This window comes from Burkholderia sp. Tr-20355, from assembly GCF_017104685.1.
GTDB lineage: Bacteria > Pseudomonadota > Gammaproteobacteria > Burkholderiales > Burkholderiaceae > Burkholderia > Burkholderia seminalis.
In genome coordinates, this window is record NZ_JAAGPK010000028.1 from 22,664 (window position 1) to 43,717 (window position 21,054).

General features: G+C 67.8%; 21 protein-coding genes. 8 read left to right on the plus strand and 13 right to left on the minus strand.

Going from position 1 to position 21,054, the window contains the following annotated elements; all coding sequences use genetic code 11:
- Positions 1 to 33 precede the first annotated feature (33 nt).
- A complete protein-coding gene (gene alc / locus G3N62_RS10215; RefSeq protein WP_034188802.1) occupies positions 34 to 1,047 on the plus strand; it encodes an allantoicase in 1,014 nt (337 codons plus the stop codon).
- Positions 1,044 to 1,556: an ureidoglycolate lyase gene (locus G3N62_RS10220; protein WP_034188801.1), complete on the plus strand. Its 513-nt coding sequence runs from the start codon at positions 1,044 to 1,046 to the stop codon at positions 1,554 to 1,556. Before alc ends, G3N62_RS10220 begins: the two co-directional genes overlap by 4 nt.
- An 82-nt stretch (positions 1,557 to 1,638) precedes the next feature.
- On the opposite strand, the gene G3N62_RS10225 is transcribed toward G3N62_RS10220, so the two are convergent.
- A complete protein-coding gene (locus G3N62_RS10225) occupies positions 1,639 to 2,601 on the minus strand; it encodes a LysR family transcriptional regulator (RefSeq protein WP_049032051.1) in 963 nt (320 codons plus the stop codon).
- A gap of 152 nt (positions 2,602 to 2,753) precedes the next feature.
- Here G3N62_RS10225 and G3N62_RS10230 point away from each other — a divergent pair, with 152 nt between their 5' ends.
- Positions 2,754 to 3,158: a RidA family protein gene (locus G3N62_RS10230; RefSeq protein WP_124669719.1), complete on the plus strand. Its 405-nt coding sequence runs from the start codon at positions 2,754 to 2,756 to the stop codon at positions 3,156 to 3,158.
- A gap of 16 nt (positions 3,159 to 3,174) precedes the next feature.
- Here the strand turns inward: G3N62_RS10230 and G3N62_RS10235 are convergent, their stop codons facing one another.
- A complete protein-coding gene (locus tag G3N62_RS10235) occupies positions 3,175 to 3,990 on the minus strand; it encodes an aminotransferase class IV family protein (protein WP_124669718.1) in 816 nt (271 codons plus the stop codon).
- Between the two features lie 131 nt (positions 3,991 to 4,121).
- Between G3N62_RS10235 and G3N62_RS10240 the strand changes: the two genes are divergently transcribed.
- Positions 4,122 to 5,042, plus strand: a complete 921-nt coding sequence (locus G3N62_RS10240) for a LysR substrate-binding domain-containing protein (protein WP_124669717.1) — start codon at positions 4,122 to 4,124, stop codon at positions 5,040 to 5,042.
- 70 nt (positions 5,043 to 5,112) lie between these two features.
- Entirely contained in the window at positions 5,113 to 5,523 is a 411-nt protein-coding gene (locus G3N62_RS10245; RefSeq protein WP_034188796.1) for an ACT domain-containing protein, read from the plus strand.
- A 100-nt stretch (positions 5,524 to 5,623) separates the two neighbouring features.
- Here the strand turns inward: G3N62_RS10245 and G3N62_RS10250 are convergent, their stop codons facing one another.
- Together G3N62_RS10250 and uraH are read right to left on the minus strand one after the other, a co-directional pair.
- Positions 5,624 to 6,817, minus strand: a complete 1,194-nt coding sequence (locus tag G3N62_RS10250) for a urate hydroxylase PuuD (protein WP_034188795.1) — start codon at positions 6,815 to 6,817, stop codon at positions 5,624 to 5,626.
- A 52-nt stretch (positions 6,818 to 6,869) separates the two neighbouring features.
- Complete coding sequence (gene uraH, locus G3N62_RS10255; protein ID WP_034188794.1) at positions 6,870 to 7,223, minus strand: hydroxyisourate hydrolase; 354 nt, start codon at positions 7,221 to 7,223, stop codon at positions 6,870 to 6,872.
- Between the two features lie 509 nt (positions 7,224 to 7,732).
- Between uraH and G3N62_RS10260 the strand changes: the two genes are divergently transcribed.
- The gene (locus G3N62_RS10260; RefSeq protein WP_049030961.1) at positions 7,733 to 9,145 is read left to right on the plus strand and encodes an 8-oxoguanine deaminase; all 1,413 of its coding nucleotides are present in this window, start codon (positions 7,733 to 7,735) and stop codon (positions 9,143 to 9,145) included.
- A 106-nt stretch (positions 9,146 to 9,251) separates the two neighbouring features.
- Here the strand turns inward: G3N62_RS10260 and G3N62_RS10265 are convergent, their stop codons facing one another.
- Entirely contained in the window at positions 9,252 to 10,181 is a 930-nt protein-coding gene (locus G3N62_RS10265) for a LysR substrate-binding domain-containing protein (protein WP_034188792.1), read from the minus strand.
- 221 nt (positions 10,182 to 10,402) lie between these two features.
- Complete coding sequence (locus tag G3N62_RS10270) at positions 10,403 to 10,612, minus strand: dodecin (protein ID WP_006493215.1); 210 nt, start codon at positions 10,610 to 10,612, stop codon at positions 10,403 to 10,405.
- 135 nt (positions 10,613 to 10,747) lie between these two features.
- On the opposite strand from G3N62_RS10270, the gene G3N62_RS10275 reads away from it, so the two are divergent.
- Positions 10,748 to 11,641: an NAD(P)-dependent oxidoreductase gene (locus G3N62_RS10275; protein WP_034188791.1), complete on the plus strand. Its 894-nt coding sequence runs from the start codon at positions 10,748 to 10,750 to the stop codon at positions 11,639 to 11,641.
- Between the two features lie 66 nt (positions 11,642 to 11,707).
- On the opposite strand, the gene G3N62_RS10280 is transcribed toward G3N62_RS10275, so the two are convergent.
- From G3N62_RS10280 to G3N62_RS10295, 4 genes are all read right to left on the minus strand, one after another.
- Positions 11,708 to 12,154, minus strand: coding sequence for a hypothetical protein (locus tag G3N62_RS10280; RefSeq protein ID WP_027784713.1), 447 nt, complete (start codon positions 12,152 to 12,154; stop codon positions 11,708 to 11,710).
- Positions 12,155 to 12,485: 331 nt separating this feature from the next.
- Complete coding sequence (gene mscL, locus G3N62_RS10285; protein ID WP_006487991.1) at positions 12,486 to 12,917, minus strand: large conductance mechanosensitive channel protein MscL; 432 nt, start codon at positions 12,915 to 12,917, stop codon at positions 12,486 to 12,488.
- Between the two features lie 238 nt (positions 12,918 to 13,155).
- The gene (locus G3N62_RS10290; RefSeq protein WP_034188790.1) at positions 13,156 to 14,337 is read right to left on the minus strand and encodes a tetratricopeptide repeat protein; all 1,182 of its coding nucleotides are present in this window, start codon (positions 14,335 to 14,337) and stop codon (positions 13,156 to 13,158) included.
- A gap of 80 nt (positions 14,338 to 14,417) precedes the next feature.
- Complete coding sequence (locus tag G3N62_RS10295; RefSeq protein WP_034188789.1) at positions 14,418 to 15,098, minus strand: PspA/IM30 family protein; 681 nt, start codon at positions 15,096 to 15,098, stop codon at positions 14,418 to 14,420.
- A 442-nt stretch (positions 15,099 to 15,540) separates the two neighbouring features.
- Here G3N62_RS10295 and G3N62_RS10300 point away from each other — a divergent pair, with 442 nt between their 5' ends.
- Positions 15,541 to 18,057 (plus strand): penicillin-binding protein 1A, encoded by a 2,517-nt coding sequence (locus tag G3N62_RS10300; RefSeq protein WP_124669716.1) that lies wholly within the window; start codon positions 15,541 to 15,543, stop codon positions 18,055 to 18,057.
- 86 nt (positions 18,058 to 18,143) lie between these two features.
- Here G3N62_RS10300 and G3N62_RS10305 read toward each other — a convergent pair whose 3' ends face one another.
- The 3 genes from G3N62_RS10305 to argE are packed head-to-tail and all read right to left on the minus strand — an operon-like array spanning position 18,144 to position 21,017.
- A complete protein-coding gene (locus G3N62_RS10305; RefSeq protein WP_124669715.1) occupies positions 18,144 to 18,671 on the minus strand; it encodes a DUF3574 domain-containing protein in 528 nt (175 codons plus the stop codon).
- Between the two features lie 46 nt (positions 18,672 to 18,717).
- Complete coding sequence (locus tag G3N62_RS10310) at positions 18,718 to 19,737, minus strand: threonine/serine dehydratase (protein WP_034188787.1); 1,020 nt, start codon at positions 19,735 to 19,737, stop codon at positions 18,718 to 18,720.
- Positions 19,738 to 19,796: 59 nt separating this feature from the next.
- Positions 19,797 to 21,017, minus strand: a complete 1,221-nt coding sequence (argE, locus tag G3N62_RS10315) for an acetylornithine deacetylase (RefSeq protein ID WP_069706297.1) — start codon at positions 21,015 to 21,017, stop codon at positions 19,797 to 19,799.
- Positions 21,018 to 21,054 lie beyond the last annotated feature (37 nt).

Here is a 21,054-nt window from a genome sequence, read left to right on the forward strand (position 1 = left end):
GCCGGATCGCAATCACTGAAACAAGGAAACATCATGGCTGTTCCGCTTCTCGATCCCAACGCACCCGAATTCACGCGGCGCTACGTGAATCTTGCCGACCCGCGTCTCGGTGCGCAGGCGCTCGAGGCCAGCGACGATTTCTTCGCGCCGAAGGACCGGATGCTGAACCCCGAGCCGGCCGTCTTCATCCCCGGCAAGTACGACGACCACGGCAAGTGGATGGACGGTTGGGAAACGCGCCGCAAGCGCACGACGGGGTACGACTGGTGCATCGTCAAGCTCGCGCGCCCGGGCGTGATCAAGGGCTTCGACATCGACACGAGCCACTTCACCGGCAACTTCCCGCCGGCCGCGTCGATCGAGGCCGCGTTCGTGGCCGACGGCGCGCCGACGCATGCGACCGAGTGGGTCGAGATCGTGCCGTCGACGACGCTGCAGGGCAACAGCCATCACTACGTCGAAGCGAGCGACGCACGCGCGTTCACGCACCTGCGCGTGAACATCTACCCGGACGGCGGTATCGCGCGCCTGCGCGTGTACGGCCAGCCGCAGCTCGACTGGGCCGGCGCGAGCGCGACCGAGCAGTTCGACCTCGCGGCGATGGAAAACGGCGGTTACGTCGTGGCCGCGAACAACCAGCACTTCGGCGTCGCGTCGAACCTGCTGCTGCCGGGCCGCGGCGTGAACATGGGCGACGGCTGGGAAACCCGCCGCCGCCGCGAGCCGGGCAACGACTGGGCGATCATCGCGCTCGCGCAGCCGGGCGTGATCCGCAAGATCGAAGTCGATACCGCGTTCTTCAAGGGCAACTACCCGGACCGCTGCTCGATCCAGGCCGCGTACGTGTCGGGCGGCACGGACAGCTCGCTGATCACGCAGTCGATGTTCTGGCCGGTGCTGCTCGGCGAACAGAAACTGCAGATGGACAAGCAGCACTATTTCGAACAGGACATCGCGTCGCTTGGCCCCGTCACGCACGTGCGACTGAACATCATTCCGGACGGCGGCGTGTCGCGCCTGCGCCTGTGGGGAACGCTCGACAAATGAAGACGCTCGTTATCGAACCGCTGACCAGGGAAGCCTTCGCGCCGTTCGGCGACGTGATCGAAACGGACGGGGCGAAGCAGATCCCGATCAACCTCGGCACGACGATCCGTTTTCACGATCTCGCGAAAGTCGACGTGACGGACGAGGGCGGCCGCACGCTCGTCAACCTGTTCCGCGGCCAGCCGCGCACGCTGCCGTTCGAAGTGAAGATGCTGGAGCGGCACCCGCTCGGCAGCCAGGCGTTCGTGCCGCTGAACGACCAGCCGTATCTCGTCGTCGTCGCGCCCGCGGGCGATCTCGATCCGGCGAAGATCCGTGCGTTCGTGACGAGCGGCTGGCAGGGCGTCAACTACGCGAAGGGGGTGTGGCATCATCCGCTGATCGCGCTCGGCGGCGTCAGCGATTTCATCGTCGTCGATCGCGGCGGTGACGGCCTGAACCTGAACGAGCAGGATCTGCAGGAATCGCTTTGGCTCACCGACGAGGCGCTGCATGCGCTGACCGCCTGAGTCGTCGACGCTTCCGTTGCCTGCCCGCCGAAACCCGCGCAAGATGCGCGGGTTTTTTTATGTGCGCTCGCTTTGTCGCGACTCAGGTCAACACGGCCTTGCGCGCGTCGCGCGAACCGCCGCCGCGACGACGGTTCGCGACCGGCGCATGCTCGGCCATCAGGTCGGCGACCCAGTCGACGAACACGCGCAGCTTTGCGCTGACGTGGCGGTTCGGCGGGAATGCGACGTACATCGGCATCGGTTCGAGTTGCCATGGCTCGAACAGCGGTACGAGTTCGCCCCGCGTGCGATACGCGGCGGCCATGTAGTCGGGCAGCCACAGGATGCCGAGCCCGGCGAGGCCGGCTTCGAGGTACGCATTGCCGTCGTCGACGGCGAGCACGTAGCGGCCGCGTACGGTGATCTGCTCGCCGTCGCGCGCCATCGCAAACGGCAGTGCCTTGCCGGTGCGCGCCCACAGAAAGCCGACGATGCGGTGATGCGTGCCTTCGAGTTCGCCCGGGTGCGTCGGTGTGCCGGCGCGCGCGAGGTAAGCGGGCGATGCGTATACGCCGAGCCGCAGGTCGCCGATGCGGCGCGCGATCAGCGAGCGGTCGGCCGGCTCGCCGCCGCGCACGACGCAGTCGACGTTCTCGCCGATCACGTCGACCACGCGGTCGCTCACGCCCATGTCGAGCTGGATGTCCGGATAGCGCGCGTGGAACGCGGGCAGCGCGGGGATCAGGATCAGGCGCGCGAGCGGGGTCGGCACGTCCACGCGCAGCCGCCCCGTCGGCGACGCCGACGCGGCGGACAGGCTCGTTTCGGCATCGTTCATGTCGGCCAGCAGCCGCACGACGCGCTCGTAGTACGCGGCACCGTCGGCCGTGACGACGACCTTGCGGGTCGTGCGGTGGAACAGCTTCACGCGCAGCCGCGCCTCGAGTTGCTGCACCAGTTGCGTGACGGTGGTGCGGCTCATGTGCAGCGTGTCGGCTGCCTTCGTGAAGCTGCCGGCCTCCACCACGCGGGCGAACGCCTGCATTGCGTCGAATCGATCCATCGGGTCAGGACTCCGCGGCGCCCGGACATTGTTTGGCGCGCGCAAACAGTGTTGGACAAGGTTGCCGGTTTATCCGCCGTGCAACGGTCCTTAAAGTGCCTTCATCGTTGAGACCGGGGCGGCGACGCCCCACCGACCGATGGAGGGGTTGAATGGCAAAGCGTAGCGTAGTTTTTCCGCCCGGTCGCCGGGCGCTGTATGACCGCAATCGCTATTCGCCGGCGGTGCGCGCGAACGGCTTCCTGTTCGTGTCCGGGCAGGTCGGCAGCCGCGACGACGGTTCGCCCGAGCCGGAGCTGGGCGCGCAGGTCCGCCGCGCGTTCGACAACCTGAATGCGGTGCTGCGCGCGGCCGGCTGCACGTTCGACGACGTCGTCGACGTGACGGTGTTCCTCGTCGATCCCGAGGAGACGTTCGAACGGATCTGGACGATCGTCCCCGAATACTGGGGCGATGCACCGCATCCGGCGCTGACCGCCGTCGGCGTGACCTGGCTGTACGGTTTCCAGTTCGAGATCAAGGCGATCGCACGGCTGCCGGAGTCGGCCGATGCGTGAGCGGGGCGCGTGCGTATCACGGCGCGACGGGCGGCTCCTGTTCATACGCGCGATGCAGTCGTGCGGCCAGCGACGGCGAATCGGGCAGCGTCGCCGTGCCGAACCGGCGCACGGCGATGCCCGGCGTCCACGAATTCATCACGACGGCGCCGGCCATCGACGGCAGGTCGGCCGGCGTCACTTCACGGTCGTGCTGTACGATGCCCAGACGTGCCAGCTGCCGCCGCAGGATGCCCATCGTGACACCGCCGAGCATGCCGGCCACCGGCCACACGAGCGCGTCGCCGGTCCAGAACGCGATGTTCCAGATCGAGCCTTCGCTGATGCGTCCACGGCGATCGATGAACGCCGCGTCGTCGAACCCTTGCGCCGCCGCACGGCGCAGGAAGTGCGTTTTCGCGACTTCGCCGACGTGCTTGATGTCCGGCAGCACGCGCTCGTGTTCGAACAGCGCGAGATCGAGCGGGCCGGCCGGCCCCGACGACGGCGCGGCGGTGCGGATCAGCACGTCGAGCGCTTCGTCGTCGCGCGGCGCGGCGAATTCGCCGGTCGTCGCATGGACGGTCGCGCTCAGCGACAGCGCCGACGGCGCACGATCGAGCGCGGCGCGCAGGAACGCGCGAATCCGTGCATCGGGCAGCGCATGCCCGAACAGCGCGTTCGATGCATCGCGCAGCCGTGCAAGGTGCAGGTCAAGGCCGCGTACGCGGCCGTCGCGAACCTGCATCGCGGTGAAATGTGCGTGGCCCGCGAAAGCCAGCGCGGCAAGCGCATCGGGTGTGGCGGCCACGCCGTTGATGTGGGCGACGGACGGGAACGGTGCAGCGGTCATCGGCGAATCTCCAGGTTGGCCGCGGGCGCGGGGCGGCGCGGCATCTTCAAGAAAACCTATTGTTTGCCGATTGATGGTGTCGTGAAAAACGAGTAGTTTTGGAACGGTCGTCAAATTCTGTTTGAAGATCGATGGAACGCATGTGGCCTGGCACGCGCGCGCTGAGGACGTTCGAGGCGGCGGCGCGGCACCTGAATTTTTCGCGGGCGGCCGACGAGGTCGGGCTGACGCCGGCCGCCGTCAGTCACCAGATCAAGGAAATCGAGGCGCAACTCGGCCTGGAACTGTTCGTCCGGACGAGCCGCAGCATCCGGCTGACGCCGGCCGGCGCGGTGCTGGTTGCGGCCGCCGCCGATGCGCTGGCGGGCCTGCGGCACGCGACCGCGCGGGCACGGCGCATCGCGCGCGAGCGGGCGGAGCTGCGCGTGTCGGTCGGCGCGCGCTTCGCGACGCACTGGCTGCTGCCGCGCCTGCCGCGCTTCAAGGCCGCGCATCCGGCGCTCGAACTGACGTTCGACATCACCGACCGGCTGCGCGATTTCGACGGCGACGACGTGGATGTCGCGATCCGCTTCGGCACCGGGCGTTATCGCGACGCGTGCGTGCAGCGCCTGTTCGGCACATCGGTCGTCGCGGTCTGCAGCCCCGCGCTGGTGTCGGCCGGCCCCGCGTTGCGCAAGCCGCGCGACCTGCTGCGCCACACGCTTTGCCACGCCGACTGCGAAGTCGACGGCGTGACCTGGCCGCGCTGGTCGGCGTGGATGGCCGCCGCCGGCGTCGACGGTTTCGACGACAGCCGGTGCGTTGCGTTTCCGGATTCGAGCCACGTCGTGCAGGCCGTGATCGACGGTACGACGATCGGCCTGGCGGAGCCGCACATGATTGCGCGCGATCTCGCGGACGGGCGCCTCGTCCGGCTGTTCGACGTGAACGTCGAGGTGGCGCCGGGGCTCGCGTATCACGTCGTGTATCCGGCGCACACGCAGGACGATCCGCGCATCGTCGCGTTGCGCGACTGGCTCGCGGACGAAGCGGCGATGGAGCACGCGTAGCGCGTCGTCGTGCGTGCTATCGTGCCCGGATTACCACCGCACGACGTCCGGCGCCGGACGTGCCCCTTCGATGAGCCAACCTGAAAACGACCTCAGGGTCCTGCTACGGACGATGCAACCCGAACTGCATCCGGGCGCGTTCGCCTTCGTGTCGCTGCCGACCGGTGCGGACGTATCGTTATCCGAAGTCATCGCGACGTTCCGCGAAGCGGAAGGGCTGACGGTCGTGGTCGAAGAGGCAACGGCAGCACGTCGCGGCTGGCCCGTGCTGTTCCGCGCCGCATGGATCACGCTCACCGTCCATTCCGATCTCGCGGCCGTCGGTCTCACGGCCGCCTTCGCGCGGGCGCTCGGCGCGGCCGGCATCAGCTGCAACGTGATGGCCGCCGCATGCCACGATCACATCTTCGTACCGGTCGACGACGGCCCGCGCGCGCGCGATGCGCTCGTTGCCCTGCAGCGCGACGCGATGCGCGGCTAGTGCCCGAAGTGCATGCGGCGCACGCGGCGCATGAAAAAAACGGGCCCGTCACCGGGCCCGCGAACGGAGAGGATCGCGCCGGCGACCGGCGCACGGCGGCTTACTTGACCGCGCCACCCTCGAACCAGGCGGCGAGCTTGGTCCGCTCGTCATCGGTCATGTGCGTGACGTTGCCGATCGGCATCGCCTTCAGGCGCACGGCCTGTTCGTAGATACGCTGCGCGTTCTTCGACACTTCGTCCGGCGTGTCGAACATCACGCCTGCGGGAGCGCTGCCCATCAGCGTCGGCTTCGACGAGTGGCACTCGACGCAGCGCTGCTGCAGGATCGGCATGATGTCGTTGATCGCGATCTTCGGCGCGTTCGCGGCCTGCGCTTCCGGTGCGACCGGCTTCGGCATCGTCCACACCAGCGCGCCCGACAGCAGCGCGACGCCGCCGATCGGCAGGTACCACAACTGCTTGCCGCGGTGGCGCATCACGAAGAACTGGCGGATCAGCGCGCCGGCCAGCATGATCAGCACGAGCACGACCCAGTTGAACTTGTTCGTGTACGTCATCGCATAGTGGTTCGACAGCATCGCGAACACGACCGGCAGCGTGAAGTACGTGTTGTGCACCGAACGCTGCTTGCCGCGCTTGCCGTAGATCGGGTTCGGTTCCTCGCCCTTGAGCATCTTGTCGACCATCTTGCGCTGGCCGGGGATGATCACGAAGAACACGTTCGCCGACATGATCGTCGCGAGCATCGCGCCGACGATCAGGTAGGCGGCACGGCCCGAGAAGATGTGGCACGCGAGGTACGCGGCGACGACGACGTAGAGGCCGACGCAGATGCCGAGCACGCGGTCGTTGGTGCCGAGGATGCGGCACAGCGAGTCGTAGACGATCCAGCCGGCCGCGAGGAAGCCGAGCGCGGAGGCGACGGCGACCACCGGGCCCATGTCGAGCACGCTCTTGTCGATCAGGTACGTGTTCGGCGCGAGCAGGTACAGCACGAAGAACAGCGAGAAGCCCGACAGCCAGGTGGTGTACGACGGCCACTTCGACCAGTGCAGGTCATCGGGCATTTCCGGCGGGGCCACCGTGTACTTCTGCATGTTGTAGAACCCGCCGCCGTGGACGTGCCACAGCTCGCCGAACACGCCGCGCTTGCGCTGGTTCGCGTCGGTCGGCGGTTTCAGGCTGTTGTCGAGCGCGACGAAATAGAAGGACTCGCCGATCCACGCAATGGCGACGATGACGTGCAGCCATCGCAGCGCGAGGTTCAGCCAGTCGGTGATGAAGCCTTCCATGAAACTCCTCCAGACTCAATTCGTTTGTTCGATGCGGGCGCTGATTCGTCTGTCAGCTGCCGCGATAGGTGCTGTACGACCACGGCGACACGAGCAGCGGCACGTGGTAGTGCGAGCCGGCGTCGGCGATGCCGAAGCGGAGCACGACGCGGTCGACGAAGCGGGGTTCGGGCACCTTCACGCCGAGCGCCGCGAAGTAGTCGCCGGCATGGAACACGAGTTCGTATTCGCCGGTGGCGAGCGCGGCGCCTTCGAGCAGGGGTTCGTCGCAGCGACCGTCGCTATTGGTCAGCACGGTCTTGATCGCGCGGCGCGATTCGCCGTCGAGCGCGTAGAGGTCCACCTTGATGGCCGCGCCGGGACGGCCGTGCGCCGTATCGAGTACGTGGGTAGTGAGCTTTCCCATTCGTTGTGTCCTTGTGTGAATGCGAGGTTCGGCGGCGACCCGATCCATTGACTATGCGGCGGATCGAGGCTCCACGTCACACGTGGCTACATACCCGTCGGCGAGATTGAAGCGAGCGCCGTGCAGGCATTGTAAAAAGGTTCCCCGTGCAAATACGTGCGCGATATCGAAGATAATGCGCCGAGCATGAGCGGCTGTCGACGGCCCGCCGGGCAAGGCTGCCGGCCCGGTTTCGGGCGCCGGGCGGCGCCGCGGGCGGCGTACCATATCGAAACCCTGAGGTACGGTATTCCGGTTCGCGCATTGTGCGCGGCGCGCGCGTGGGCGATCCTCCCGCCGTGCGCGTCGGCCCGTGGCCCGCGCGTACCCCGAAGACGGCGAGCACGCCGGGTAACCGGGCCAGGGCGTTCGAACGGACGCAGGCACCGGGGCGTGCCGCGATTCAGCGTTCGAACGGCTGTGTGACCGCCTCCAGGCAGCGCCTGGAGGCAGACCGACGCGGAGAACGCATGAACCTCGAGCAGCACGCTGGCGCACGCGCGCCGAACCCCACCTCATCCCGCCCGACCACCCTGCTGGTCAAGCACGCCGACGTGCTCGTGACCATGGACGACACGCGCCGCGAACTGCGCGATGCCGGGCTCTACATCGAAGACAACCGGATCGTCGCGGTCGGCCCGACCGCCGAGCTGCCCGACACGGCCGACGAAGTGCTCGACCTGCGCGGCCACCTCGTGATCCCGGGGCTCGTGAACACGCATCACCACATGTACCAGAGCCTCACGCGCGCGGTGCCCGCGGCGCAGAACGCCGAACTGTTCGGCTGGCTCACGAACCTGTACCGGATCTGGGCGCACCTGACGCCCGAGATGATCGAGGTGTCGACGCTGACCGCGATGGCCGAGCTGCTGCAGTCGGGCTGCACGACGTCGAGCGATCACCTGTACATCTACCCGAACGGCAGCCGGCTCGACGACAGCATCGGCGCCGCGCGGCGGATCGGCATGCGTTTTCACGCGAGCCGCGGCGCGATGAGCGTCGGGCAACGCGACGGCGGGCTGCCGCCCGATTCGGTCGTCGAGCGCGAGCCCGACATCCTGCGCGACACGCAGCGCCTGATCGAAACCTATCACGACGAAGGCCGCTACGCGATGCTGCGCGTGGTGGTCGCGCCGTGCTCGCCGTTCTCCGTGAGCCGCGACCTGATGCGCGATGCGGCCGTGCTCGCGCGCGAATACGGTGTGTCGCTGCACACGCACCTCGCGGAGAACGTCAACGACATTGCTTACAGCCGCGAGAAGTTCGGGATGACGCCGGCCGAATATGCGGAGGATCTGGGCTGGGTCGGCCACGATGTGTGGCATGCGCACTGCGTGCAGCTGGACGACGCGGGCATCGGCCTGTTCGCGCGCACCGGCACGGGCGTCGCGCACTGTCCGTGCTCGAACATGCGGCTCGCGTCGGGCATCGCGCCGGTGAAGAAGATGCGTCTCGCGGGCGTGCCGGTCGGCCTCGGCGTCGACGGCTCCGCGTCGAACGACGGCGCGCAGATGGTCGCGGAAGTGCGGCAGGCGCTGCTGCTGCAGCGGGTCGGGTTCGGGCCCGACGCGATGACCGCGCGCGAAGCGCTCGAGATCGCGACGCTCGGCGGGGCGAAGGTGCTGAACCGCGACGACATCGGCGCGCTGAAGCCCGGCATGGCCGCGGACTTCGCCGCGTTCGACCTGCGCCAGCCGCTGTTCGCGGGCGCGCTGCACGATCCGGTCGCGGCGCTCGTGTTCTGCGCGCCGTCGCAGACGGCCTACACGGTGGTGAACGGGAAGGTGGTGGTGCGGGAAGGGCGGTTGGCGACGCTCGATCTGCCGCCCGTCATCGAGCGCCACAACGCGCTGGCGCACGCGCTCGTCGAGGCCTCGCGCTGACGCGGGACCGACGTCGGGCGGCCGCCGCCCGACGGGGCGTGCCGCCGGCCGTCGTCGCGCCCTGAGCGGCCGCGGCGCGCGACGGCGGCGCGTGCCGCGCGTGCCGTTACGGCTCGATCAGCGTGCGGGTGGCTTCGGCGACGAGGCCGCGCAGCCAGCGCACTTCGTCGGAGTAATGGCAGCGTTCGTGCCACAGCTGGTAGTACTGCATCGGCGGGAAGTCGAGCGGCGCAGGCACGACCGACAGCGGCAGGAACTTCGCATAGTGATCGGCGAACAGGCGCGTGGTCGTGAAGATCAGGTCCGACTTCACGAGCACGTACGGCGCGAGGTTGAAGTACGGCAGCGTGACGACCACGTGGCGCTTGAGCCGCTCGCGCGCGAGATGCACGTCGATCGCGCCGCGCTGGCCGACCGAGTACGGCGTCGGCGCCAGATGCGGCGCGTTCAGGTACTGGTCGAGCGTGAGCCCGCCGCGCTTCGCGAACGGGTGCGTGTTGCTCATCAGGCAGACGATTTCGTCGACGAACAGGTTCGACAGGTGCAGCTGCTCGGGCGGCTCGGGCCAGTTGCCGACGACGATGTCGAGCTTGCCGTCTTCCAGCGCGAGCTCGTAGTCGAACGCCGGGCCGAGCGAATGGAACTCGAGCGTCGCGTTCGGCGCGGCCAGGCGGAAACGCTCGACGACGGTCGGCACGAACAGCACGTTGAGGTAGTCGGGGCAGCCGATCCGGTAGCAGCGGATCGACGTGGCCGGGTCGAAGTTGTGCTGCTGGAACTTGATGCGCTCGATTTCACGCAACGCGTTCTGCACGGGCTCGAGCAGGCGCAGCCCGTATTCGGTCGGCACCATGCCGGATTTGCCGCGCACCAGCAGCGGATCGCCGGTGATGTCGCGCAGGCGTCGCAGCGCGGCGCTGATCGCCGGTTGCGACTGGTTCAGTTTGACGGCCGCGCGCGTGACGCTGCGCTCCATCAACAAGGTGTGCAAGACGCGCAAGAGGTACGTGTCGATCGCCTCGCGTTGCTGACTCATGTTATCTCCGGTTTATATGGCTGGGCTGATCGAGGGATGGGGTGGGTATATCGTTTTTAATATGAACGAAAAGCAGCGTCAAGAGATGGATACCCGCGGCTACCCGCCGGTCGGGCCGCGACAAGGGGCCCGAACGAGGTGAAATGCGGGACGCGCCGCGCCGCGCGGGTCTGTATTGCGCGGATCCGGATCGCGACGCGGCGGGTGAGGCGACGGATGCGTCAGTCGTCGATGCGCATGCCGACCTTCAGCGTGACCTGCCAGTGCACGACCTGGTCGCCTTCGATGTGGCCGCGCGTTTCGGTCACCTGGAACCAGTGCAGGTTGTGCAGCGTCTTGCCGGCTTTCGAGATCGCGTTGCGGATCGCGTCGTCGCTCGATTGCCGCGACGAACCGGTCAGCTCGATCATCTTGTACACGTGGTCGCTCATGATGCGCTCCCTGGGATATCGGTCCGTATTGCCGGTGCAAGCCGCGGTCCCGAAGCGGTGCCGCGCGTGCCCGGCTTCTTGAGTGATAGGTATGATGGGCGGCAAGTGCAACCCGTATTGGAGACGAGGAACATCGTGGAAGTCGGATTTTGCGGACCGGGATTGATGGGCGCGCCGATGATTCGGCATTTGCTGGCGGCGGGGCACCGCGTCAGCGTGTGGAACCGCTCGCGCGACAAGGCCGAGGCGCTGGTCGGGGACGGTGCGCAGGTGGCCGGCACGCCGCGCGAACTGGCCGAACGTGTCGAGACGGTATTCGTGTGCGTGCTCGACGGCCGTGCGGTCGGCGACGTCGTGTTCGGCGAGCACGGGCTGCTCTCCGGTGACGCGGCGGCGCGCCGCCTGCTGCGCATCGTCGATCATTCGAGCATTCCGCCCGCGGCGACGCGCGACTACGCGGCGCGCGCGGCCGCGCTTGGGGTCGGCTGGGTCGATGCGCCGGTGTCCGGCGGCGTGCCGGGCGCGCAGGCCGGCACGCTCGCGGTGATGGCGGGCGGCCGCGCGGCCGATCTCGACGCGGTGCGGCCGCTGATCGACTCGTACGCGTCGCGTGTCACGCACATGGGCGACGCGGGCGCGGGCCAGACGGCGAAGCTGTGCAACCAGGCGATCGTCACCGCGACGGTCACGGCGATCGCCGAGGCCGTCGGTCTCGCACAGGCGAGCGGCATCGACGCCGCTCGCCTGGCCGAGGCGCTGGCCGGCGGCTGGGCCGACTCGGTGCTGCTGCAGACGTTCGTGCCGCGCATGACGTCGGGCGGTCATCCGCCGATCGGCGCGCTCGGCACGTTCCAGAAGGATGTCGATGCGATTGCCGATGCCGCGCGCGACACGGGCGCGGTGATGCCCGTGTCGGCCACCGTCCAGCAGGTGCTGCGGCTCGGTGCCGCGCAGGGGCTCGCGGGCGCGGATTTCGCCGCGTTCATCGACATCGTGCGGCCGGGCAACGGCCGCGGCCAGGCATCGTGACGGGCAAGCGGAGCGCGTGAATGACAGATGGGCCGCCCGGAGGCGGCCCATCGAATGGCTGGCGAATCAGCCGAGCGAGCGGGGTGTCGTGTCGCCGGCGTTCTGGCGGCCGAGCCCGCCGCGCAGGCTCGCTTTCGTGCCTGCACCAAACTCGGGCAGGATGCGCGCTCGCGCGCGGCTCGCGAATACGAGGAAGCCGAAGCCGTTCGCCTCGTACCAGTAGCCGCCGTTTTCGAGGCCGTCGAGCGGCTGCTCGAGCGCGTTGGCGATCGATTCGATGCAGCGCTTGCGCAGCTCCGCGATCGCCGGATAGGGCGGCTGGGCACCGCGCACGCTGCACAAGAGCACGTCGAGACCGGGCAGCACGTGCGCATAGAGGACGGGTTCGTCCTGCGCACGGGCGCGGGCAATCTTGGTGTCGAGTTGCGCAAACGGTTTCGAGTGGCGCAAGACCGCGAGGAACGACTCCTGGCCATCCTGTTGCGCACGCCGACGTTTTTTCGGGAAGGACATAAACACTCGCCTCAAAAACAATTGCAAGAAATGCGGCACTTTCATGCGACCCACTCCCGGCTATGTACGCCGCATGTCGATCCTTTATAGCACACGAAAATGCTGCATTCGTGCAGTACGACGATCAATGTCTCCCGTCGACCTGCTCGCCATGATCGACACAGCCAGCGTCTTGGCGCCCGTACTGTCGTTTAGTCTCCATCATAGACCTGCTTTTCCCGCGCGTGCATTCGCCCGTCACAAAAAAGTGAGATAGGCCGCTTGCGGCGGTGCGACGCGCGCAATAAAAAGGCCCGCACGCGGCGGGCCTGGCGGGCGGAGCGCTCGGCGCTCAGCGTTGCTTGAGCGAATCGCGGATCTCGCGCAGCAGCACGGTGTCTTCCGGCGTCGCGGCCGGCGCGGCTTCTTCCGGCTTGCGCAGCTTGTTGATGAATTTCACCATCAGGAAAATGATGAACGCGAGGATGACGAAATTGATCGCCACGGTGATGAACGAGCCGTAACCGAATGCGGCGACACCGGCGGCCTGCAGGTCCTTGAACGAATCGGGATTACCCTTGAACGTCGGGGGGATGGTGCCGAGCAGAACGAACTTGTTCGAGAAATCCAGACCGCCGGTCAGCACGCCGATGACCGGCATGATGAGGTCTTTCACGACCGAGTCGACGATCTTCGAGAATGCGCCGCCGATGATCACGCCGACGGCGAGATCCATCACGTTGCCCTTGACGGCGAACTCCTTGAATTCCTTGATGATGCTCATGAGCGGCTTTCTCCTGGTTGGGGCGAGGGGAGGCGTGCCGCGACGCGCAGGATTGCTTTGCGTCGAATGAGGGTCGGTGGCACGCCGATGGCCGCATGATAACGAACGCTCCCCATTGCCGGTAGTCCATCTTGAAATGATTGACAAATCCGCGCGTGGGCGCGGCCGGCCGTGCAGCGGAGCATGGCGTGCGTGACGGAGCGCCGGCATGCGCGCCGGCGCCCGGTGCGTGGGTGGCTCAGGTGTTGTCGTCGGTCCAGCCGTCGTCGTTGCTGCCGAGGTCCATGCCGCCGCCGCTACCGCTGCCGTCGCTCCAGTTCGAATCGTCGCCGCGGCCGAGGTCGAAGCCCGGGTCGGCTTCCTGCCGGCGGCGCTCGCCGTCGACGATCACGTCGCGTTCGACGACGCGCTCGCGGCCGCCCGACATCGCCTCGCCGAGCAGCACGCCGGTCAGCAGCCCGCCCATCCCGCCGCCGAAACCGCCGCCGCCTTGCTGGATCACGACGGGCGGCTGCTGTTGCGGATACGGCTGTTGCGGCGGGTAGGGCTGCTGATACGGCTGGCCCTGCGCGCCCGTCATGCGATCGGCTTCCTGCGCGTACACGGAGCCGCTGCCGTTCGCCGGTGCCGCGGGTTGCGCGGCCGGGTCGGGCCGGCCTTCGACGCGGGCCTTCACGCTCGCATGGCGTTGCTCGAGTTCATCGACGCGATACGGCGGCACCGGATTCTTGCCGTTCGACAGCGTCTCGACGAGCGTGCGCGCGTCGGCCTCGATCGTTTCGAGTTCGCCCGTGAGCGCCGCGGCGCCGGGCGCCGTCGACAGCTTCGCGTCGAGTTTCAGCGGACGGATGTCGTTCAGCACGTCGGTCGCGCGCTTGAGCTGCGTGCGGCGTTCGTCGTCGGCGCGGCCGTTGTCGGCGGTGCGTGCGCGCCGCAGCGTCCAGCGCAGCACCAGCGCGATCACGGCGACGATCAGCCCGAGGCCGATCCACATGCCGGTCGACGGACCGTGTTTTTCGGCCGGCGCGACGGCCGGGGCGAGCCCCGGCTGCAGCGTGCCGGCCTGCGTGGCCGACGGCACGTTGCCGCTCACGCGCGCGGCGTCGGCGCGAATGCGCGACTCCGTCTGTGCGAACCGCGACGCGTCGGTGAAGCGCAGTTGCGGATCGAGCGATTTCGCGCGCTGCAGCTGCGCGAGCGCGTCGGACGCGCGGCCCTCGCGGTCCAGCACCTGCGCATACAGGTAGCGCGCGTGCGCGTTGTTCGGATGGGCGTCGATGACTTGCGACAGCTGCGCGTCGGCTTGTTGCCAGTTGCGCTGCGCGATCGATTGCTCGACCTGCTGCAGCGACGGGACCGCGAACGCGGCGGACGACAGCAACATCAGCGAGAGGCCGAGTGCGGCGAGAGATTTCTTCATGGTCGAACCGGGCGCAGGCGCCCGTCTCCTGACGATCGGTTCGCGCCGCGCACCCGGGCCGGGGCGCGGCACGTTTGCCGTTACTGCGCGGGCGTGTCGAGCTGCTTCTTCAGCGCGGCGAGGCGATCCTCGACCGACGGGCCCTTGTTCAGCGCGGCGAGCTTGTCGTCGAGCGCCTTGCCGCTCGACGTGTCGGCCGAATTCAGGCGTGCGTCCGAACGCGCGTTCTGCAGCGCGACCTTGTCCTCGAGCTTCTGGAAATCCTCGGACAGGTTCTTGCCGCCGATGCCGCCCAGCGCGCTGGCCGCGACGTCCTTCGCCTGCGCGATTTCCTGCTTGGCCTGCAGGATGTTCGAGCGCGCATTCAGGTCGTTGCGGCGCTGACGCATGTCGGCGATCTGCCCCTTCAGCTTGTCGACCGACGGCTCGAGCGTCGTCAGCTCGGCCGCGAGCGCATCGCGCTCGGCTTCCGCGTTCGACTGCGCGGCGAGGGCCTCGCGGGCGAGCGCTTCGTCGCCGGACTGCAGCGCACGTTTTGCGCCGTCCTCGTACTTCTTCACCTTGTCGTCGGCCGCATCGCGCTTGCTGCGCTGGGTCGCGACCTGTGCCTCGATCTCGATCAGCGAGTTCTCGGCGCGGCCGATGCTGTCGTCGAGCTCCCGCACGATCTGCCGTGCGTCGCGCGACGGATCCTGTACCGAATCGGCCGCATCGTTCAGCAGGCCTTTGATCGTGCGCGAAATAGAGTCGAAAAGCGACATGAAATCCTCCGTGGTTAAAGGCGCCGCGCATTCGCGGCCGTGCCCGCCGCGGGCCGGTTCCGACCCGCGTGAGCCGGCGGATATTACACCACCGGTTCACTTAAATACGGCTTAAACGCGTGAGTTCAAGCGGCGTGCGCATCAGGATGCCAAACCTTTCGCGGTTGAAAGAAAAAGCCGGCGACACGCCCCATTGCGTGTCCATCATAGGCCGAGGAGGCCGACAATACGTTCCGCAAATCACGGCATTGCGGGAATTTTTACAAAAAATCGCGAAGGCGCCCGGTCGATTTCATTAAAATGCGCTGTCACGTCGCGGGAACGGATCGCCGCGCGGCGGGGTCTGTCGACGTGACAGCCGCATCTCGATGCACCCACTCTGATTCATCCGCTTGCATTTCCGCATGCGTTCGAGGGCGCCACGACCGCCCGCCATTCCGACATGCCAATTATCAAACGACCGCCTTCTTCTTCCGACAGGAACGAACCCCACTACACGCTGCGCCGTTCGCCGTCCGGGGCCTATTACCCCGATGACGACGATCGTGACGACCGCCGCGCGCAGCAGCGCAGCGGCGGCGGCGGGCGGCGCCGCACGTTCGGCTCGCGCGTCGCGCTGTGGTTCGCCGGCCTGTTCGCGACGCTGGCGATCGTCGGCGCGCTGATCGTCGGCTATGCGCTGGTCGTGATGGCGCCGCAGCTGCCGTCGCTCGACGCGCTGACCAACTACCAGCCGAAGGTGCCGCTGCGCGTGTTCACGGCCGATCACGTGCTGATCGGCGAGTTCGGCGAGGAGCGCCGCAGCCTCGTGCGCTTCCAGGACATTCCCGACGTGATGAAGAAGGCCGTGCTCGCGATCGAGGACTACCGCTTCTACGAACACGGCGGCGTCGACTTCGTCGGCATCCTGCGGGCGGGCGTGGCCGACCTGATGCACGGCGGCGCGCGGCAGGGGGCGAGCACGATCACGATGCAGGTCGCGCGCAACTTCTTCCTGTCGAGCGAGAAGACCTACACGCGCAAGATCTACGAAATGCTGCTCGCGTACAAGATCGAGAAGGCCCTGACGAAGGACCAGATCCTCGAGCTGTACATGAACCAGATCTATCTCGGCCAGCGCGCATACGGCTTCGCGGCCGCCGCGCGCGTGTACTTCGGCAAGGACCTGAAGGACATCACCCTTGCCGAGGCGGCGATGCTCGCGGGGCTGCCGAAGGCGCCGTCCGCGTACAACCCGGTCGTCAATCCGAAGCGCGCGAAGGTGCGCCAGGAGTACATCCTGAAGCGCATGCTCGAGGTCGGCTACATCACGCAGCCGCAGTACGACGAAGCGATCAAGGAAGAGATCCACGTGCGCACGCCGGGCAACCAGTATGCGGTGCACGGCGAATACGTCGCCGAGATGGTGCGGCAGATGATGTACCAGCAGTACAAGGACGAAACCTATACGCGCGGGCTGACCGTCACGACGACGATCAACTCGGCCGACCAGGAAGCCGCGTACCAGGCCGTGCGCCGCGGCATTCTCGACTACGAGCGCCGCCACGGCTACCGTGGGCCGGAAGCGTCGATCAACCTGCCCGCGGCCGGCGACGACCGCGACGAGGCGATCGACGACGCGCTCGCCGATCATCCGGACAACGGCGACCTGCAATCGGCGGTCGTGCTGTCGGCGTCGCCGAACGCGGTCGAGGTGCAGTTCGTCGGCGGCGCGACCACCACGATCGGCCCGGCCGGGCTGCGCTTCGTGTCGGCCGCGCTCGGCCCGCGCGCGAACAACGCGCTGCGCATCAAGCCGGGCTCGGTCGTGCGCGTGCTGAAGGACGGCAAGACGGGCTGGCAGGTCGTGCAGCTGCCGCAGGTCGAAGGCGCGCTCGTCGCGATTGCGCCGCAGGACGGCGCGATCCGCTCGCTCGTGGGCGGCTTCGACTTCAACAAGAGCAAGTTCAACCACGTGACGCAGGCATGGCGGCAGCCGGGCTCGTCGTTCAAGCCGTTCATCTACTCGGCGTCGCTCGACAAGGGGCTCGGGCCGGCGACGATGATCAACGACGCGCCGCTGTACTTCCCGCCGAGCGTGCCGGGCGGCACCGCGTGGGAGCCGAAGGACGATGACCAGCCGGACGGCCCGATGACGATGCGCACCGGCCTGCAGCGTTCGAAGAACCTCGTGTCGATCCGGATCCTCGCGTCGATCGGCACGCAGTATGCGCAGCAGTACGTGACGCAGCGCTTCGGCTTCGATCCGGCGAAGACGCCGCCTTACCTGCCGATGGCGCTCGGCGCGGGTCTCGTCACGCCGCTGCAGCTCGCGACCGGCTACGCGGTATTCGCGAACGGCGGCTACAAGGTCGATCCGTACCTGATCGCCGAAGTCGACGACGCGCGCGGCCAGCCGCTGCAGAAGTCGCAGCCGGTGATCGCGGGCGGCACGGCACCGCGTACGATCGAAGGCCGCAACGCGTACGTGATGAACAGCCTGCTGCACTCGGTCGCGACGGCCGGCACGGGGGCCGGCACCAACGTGCTGGGCCGCAGCGACCTGCAGGGCAAGACGGGTACGACGAACGACGCGAAGGACGGCTGGTTCGCCGGCTACCAGCAGTCGCTCGTCGCGGTCGCATGGATGGGTTTCGACCAGCCGAAGAGCCTCGGCAGCCGCGAATTCGGCGCGCAGCTCGCGTTGCCGATCTGGGTGAACTACATGCGCACCGCGCTGAACGGCGTGCCCGAGCAGCAGATGCCGATGCCGGACGGCCTGACCACGATCGACGGCGAGCTGTACTACGCCGATCGCACGCCGGGCAACGGCTTCGTCGCGAACGTCGACATCAACCCGGCCGAGAACGCGATCAGCGCGAACGACGCGCTCGGTTCGGCCGGCGCGGCCGGTCTGGCACCGCCGCCCGTCACGCCGCAGGAGAAGCAGCAGATCATGGACATGTTCGAGAACAAGTAAGCGATACGCGGTGCTTCAGACATGCGACGGGCGCCTTCGGGCGCCCGTTTTTCTTGTGCGAGTCGCGAGCAGCAGGAGAAGGTGAATCAGAACGATACGCAGGCCGGCACGATCGTCACGCCGACCGATTGCTGGTGAAATCGCTGCATGTACGCCAGCCGGATCGCCGCGAGCCGTGTGCGCGTGTCGGGTGTATCGTCGGCGATGATACGGATCACGAAGCTGTCTTCACGCGTGACGCCGCCGGTCGCGCGGTCGCGCCACTGGCCGTGCGTGTCCCAGTAGGTGAGGCCGTCGGGGAAGCGCGGCGTGACCGTGTCGGCGAGAAACGTCGCGCGTTCCGCATCGGTGACGGGACCGCGCCCCGTGACGTCGCGCCCGAACAGCAGGTCGGCCTGCAGCATCCGGCTTTCGCCCGGTTGCCTGCAGGACACCGGTTGCGCGACGGGCGACGGCGCCGTCGCGCAACCGGCGAGCAGCGTGAGCGCCGCCGCGCATGCGACCAGCGTCCGTGTCTGCCCATTTCGTGACGATCGACCTTCGCGCGCGCAAAACGCTGCGCGCTCAACCACTTGCGTGCGTGTCCGGCGGGTTATCAACAGGGCTGTCAACATAATCTGGGGATAACCCTAGGGTGGTTCGTCGGTGCCCGATGTGGGGTCAGTGCTGCAGTTTCGCGTGCGCGAGGTGCATGCCGAGCGTGGCGGGATCGGTATTCGTGCCCGACAGCAGCACGCCGACGCGCTTGCCCTGCAGCGTTTCGCGCAGCGGGCCGAGCAGCGCGGCGAGCGCGGCCGCGCAGGCCGGTTCGACCGACAGCTTCAGGTGCGAGAACAGGAACAGCATCGCGGCGCGCAGCGCGTCGTCGGACACGGTGACGATGCGGTCGACGTGGCGCCGGCACAGCTGGTAGCTGTATTCCTCGGTATGCGGCGCCATCAGCGAATCGGCGATGGTCTGCATCGCGCTCATCTTGATCGTGTGATTCGCCGCGAAACTGCGGCTCATCGCGTCGGCGCCTTCCGGCTCGACGCCGTACACGTGCACGCGCGGGTTCGCGAGCCGCAGCGCGGTCGCCATGCCGGCCGCGAGCCCGCCGCCGCCGATCGGCACGATCACCGCGTCGAGGTCGGGCGTCTGCGTCGCCCATTCGTAGCCGAGCGTCGCGGTGCCGAGGATCGTGTGATAGCCGTTGAACGGATGGATGAAGAAGCGGCCTTCCTCGGCCTCGATGCGGCGCACGAGATCGAAGGCCTGCGACGCGCTGCCCGCGAGCACGACTTCCGCGCGGTACTGCTTGCATTGCGCGATGCGCGACGGGCTCGCGGTGTGGAACATCACGACCTTCGCGCTGCTGCCGAGCCGCATGGCCGCATACGCGACGGCCGCCGCGTGATTGCCGGCCGACACGCAGGTGACGCCCGCGTTCTTGCGCGCCTCGTCCAGCGAGAGCAGGTGCGTGAACGCGCCGCGCGCCTTGAAGCTGCCGCTCGCCTGCAGCAGCTCGAACTTGAAGTTGACGTGCGTGCCCTCGAGGGACGGCAGGTCGGCGCGCTCGAACACGGGCGTGCGCGCGACCCACGGCGACAAAGCGAAATGCTGCGCGGCGATTTCGTCGAGCGTCGGAATCGGCTCGCCGTCGATCGTCGTATGGGCGGTGCCCTGTTGTTCGGTCGGCATGACGTGGCGGTGGCGGAGTGGGCCGGCCCGCACACGCGGGCCGGCGTGGCGGGAGGCAGTCAGTGCGCGTCGACCGACATGCTGCGGATGAACTTGCGCAGGAACTGCTCGCAGCCGGCGAGCTGCGCGAGCTCGACATACTCGTTCGGCTTGTGCGCCTGCTCGATGTTGCCGGGCCCGCACACGACGCTCGGGATGCCCGCGCGCTCGAACAGGCCGGCCTCGGTGCCGTACGCGACCTTGCGCTTGTCCTGGTCGGCCGTCAGCGCGCGCACGAGCTGCGTGATCGCGGCCTGTTCGGTTGCATCGAGGCCGGGCGCCGCGGCGATCTTCGAGAACTCGATCGCGGCGTTCGGATGCTCGCGCAGCATCTGCGGCAGCAGCGTTTCCTGCGCATACGCCTCGATGCGCGTGAAGATCTGCTCGGGGTCGAGCGTGGGCAGGTTGCGGAATTCGAAATCGAAGCGGCACTCGGCCGGCACCGTGTTGATCGCGTTGCCGCCCTGGATCGTACTCGTCTGCGCGGTCGTGAACGGCACGTCGTACAGTTCGTCGAACGGGCCTTCGGCACGGAAGCGGTCGGCGATGTCGCGGATATGGCAGATCAGGCGTGCCGCATATTCGATCGCGTTGAGCCCCTTCGGCGTCAGCGACGAATGGGCCGCGTGGCCGCGCACGCAGCAGCGGTACGCGTTGATGCCCTTGTGCGCGATGATCGGCCGCATGCTGGTCGGCTCGCCGACGATGCAGCCCGACGGCTGCACGCCGCGCTTCACGAGGTCGGCGATCATCAGCGGCGCGCCTGCGCAGCCGATTTCCTCATCGTAGGACAGCGCGAAATGGATCGGCTTCGCGAGCTTCGTCGCCTGCATCTCGGGCAGCAGCGCGAGCGCCGCGCCGATGAAGCCCTTCATGTCGCAGGTACCGCGGCCGTACAGGCGGCCGTCGCGGATCTCCGGCGCGAACGGGTTGCTGTCCCATTGCTGGCCGTCGACCGGCACGACGTCGGTATGCCCCGACAGCACGATGCCGCCGTTCGTCGCGCCGTCGTGCGCGGGCACGGTGGCAAACAGGTTCGCCCAGCCTTCGCGCGGATCGTGCGTGATCGTCGAAGCGATGCCCTTCGCGGCGAGTGCGTCGCGTACCGTCTCGATCAGGCCGAGGTTCGGCACGCGGCTCGTCGTGTCCATCGACACCAGTTGCTTGACCCAGGGCAGGCTGACGAGCGATTCGTCGCCCCGGGTTGCGGCGGAAGGCGCCGTCGCGTCGAGAGTGGACATGGCAAAACTCCGTCTGATGAATGGGAAAATCATACTC

What these genes read in the sequence shown, in the direction of transcription:
- alc (WP_034188802.1), top strand. Translation starts at nt 34, where the DNA reads ATGGCTGTTCCGCTTCTCGATCCCAACGCACCCGAATTCACGCGGCGC.
- G3N62_RS10220 (WP_034188801.1), top strand. Translation starts at nt 1,044, where the DNA reads ATGAAGACGCTCGTTATCGAACCGCTGACCAGGGAAGCCTTCGCGCCG.
- G3N62_RS10225 (WP_049032051.1), bottom strand. Translation starts at nt 2,601, where the DNA reads ATGGATCGATTCGACGCAATGCAGGCGTTCGCCCGCGTGGTGGAGGCC.
- G3N62_RS10230 (WP_124669719.1), top strand. Translation starts at nt 2,754, where the DNA reads ATGGCAAAGCGTAGCGTAGTTTTTCCGCCCGGTCGCCGGGCGCTGTAT.
- G3N62_RS10235 (WP_124669718.1), bottom strand. Translation starts at nt 3,990, where the DNA reads ATGACCGCTGCACCGTTCCCGTCCGTCGCCCACATCAACGGCGTGGCC.
- G3N62_RS10240 (WP_124669717.1), top strand. Translation starts at nt 4,122, where the DNA reads ATGGAACGCATGTGGCCTGGCACGCGCGCGCTGAGGACGTTCGAGGCG.
- G3N62_RS10245 (WP_034188796.1), top strand. Translation starts at nt 5,113, where the DNA reads ATGAGCCAACCTGAAAACGACCTCAGGGTCCTGCTACGGACGATGCAA.
- G3N62_RS10250 (WP_034188795.1), bottom strand. Translation starts at nt 6,817, where the DNA reads ATGGAAGGCTTCATCACCGACTGGCTGAACCTCGCGCTGCGATGGCTG.
- uraH (WP_034188794.1), bottom strand. Translation starts at nt 7,223, where the DNA reads ATGGGAAAGCTCACTACCCACGTACTCGATACGGCGCACGGCCGTCCC.
- G3N62_RS10260 (WP_049030961.1), top strand. Translation starts at nt 7,733, where the DNA reads ATGAACCTCGAGCAGCACGCTGGCGCACGCGCGCCGAACCCCACCTCA.
- G3N62_RS10265 (WP_034188792.1), bottom strand. Translation starts at nt 10,181, where the DNA reads ATGAGTCAGCAACGCGAGGCGATCGACACGTACCTCTTGCGCGTCTTG.
- G3N62_RS10270 (WP_006493215.1), bottom strand. Translation starts at nt 10,612, where the DNA reads ATGAGCGACCACGTGTACAAGATGATCGAGCTGACCGGTTCGTCGCGG.
- G3N62_RS10280 (WP_027784713.1), bottom strand. Translation starts at nt 12,154, where the DNA reads ATGTCCTTCCCGAAAAAACGTCGGCGTGCGCAACAGGATGGCCAGGAG.
- mscL (WP_006487991.1), bottom strand. Translation starts at nt 12,917, where the DNA reads ATGAGCATCATCAAGGAATTCAAGGAGTTCGCCGTCAAGGGCAACGTG.
- G3N62_RS10290 (WP_034188790.1), bottom strand. Translation starts at nt 14,337, where the DNA reads ATGAAGAAATCTCTCGCCGCACTCGGCCTCTCGCTGATGTTGCTGTCG.
- G3N62_RS10295 (WP_034188789.1), bottom strand. Translation starts at nt 15,098, where the DNA reads ATGTCGCTTTTCGACTCTATTTCGCGCACGATCAAAGGCCTGCTGAAC.
- G3N62_RS10300 (WP_124669716.1), top strand. Translation starts at nt 15,541, where the DNA reads ATGCCAATTATCAAACGACCGCCTTCTTCTTCCGACAGGAACGAACCC.
- G3N62_RS10305 (WP_124669715.1), bottom strand. Translation starts at nt 18,671, where the DNA reads ATGTTGACAGCCCTGTTGATAACCCGCCGGACACGCACGCAAGTGGTT.
- G3N62_RS10310 (WP_034188787.1), bottom strand. Translation starts at nt 19,737, where the DNA reads ATGCCGACCGAACAACAGGGCACCGCCCATACGACGATCGACGGCGAG.
- argE (WP_069706297.1), bottom strand. Translation starts at nt 21,017, where the DNA reads ATGTCCACTCTCGACGCGACGGCGCCTTCCGCCGCAACCCGGGGCGAC.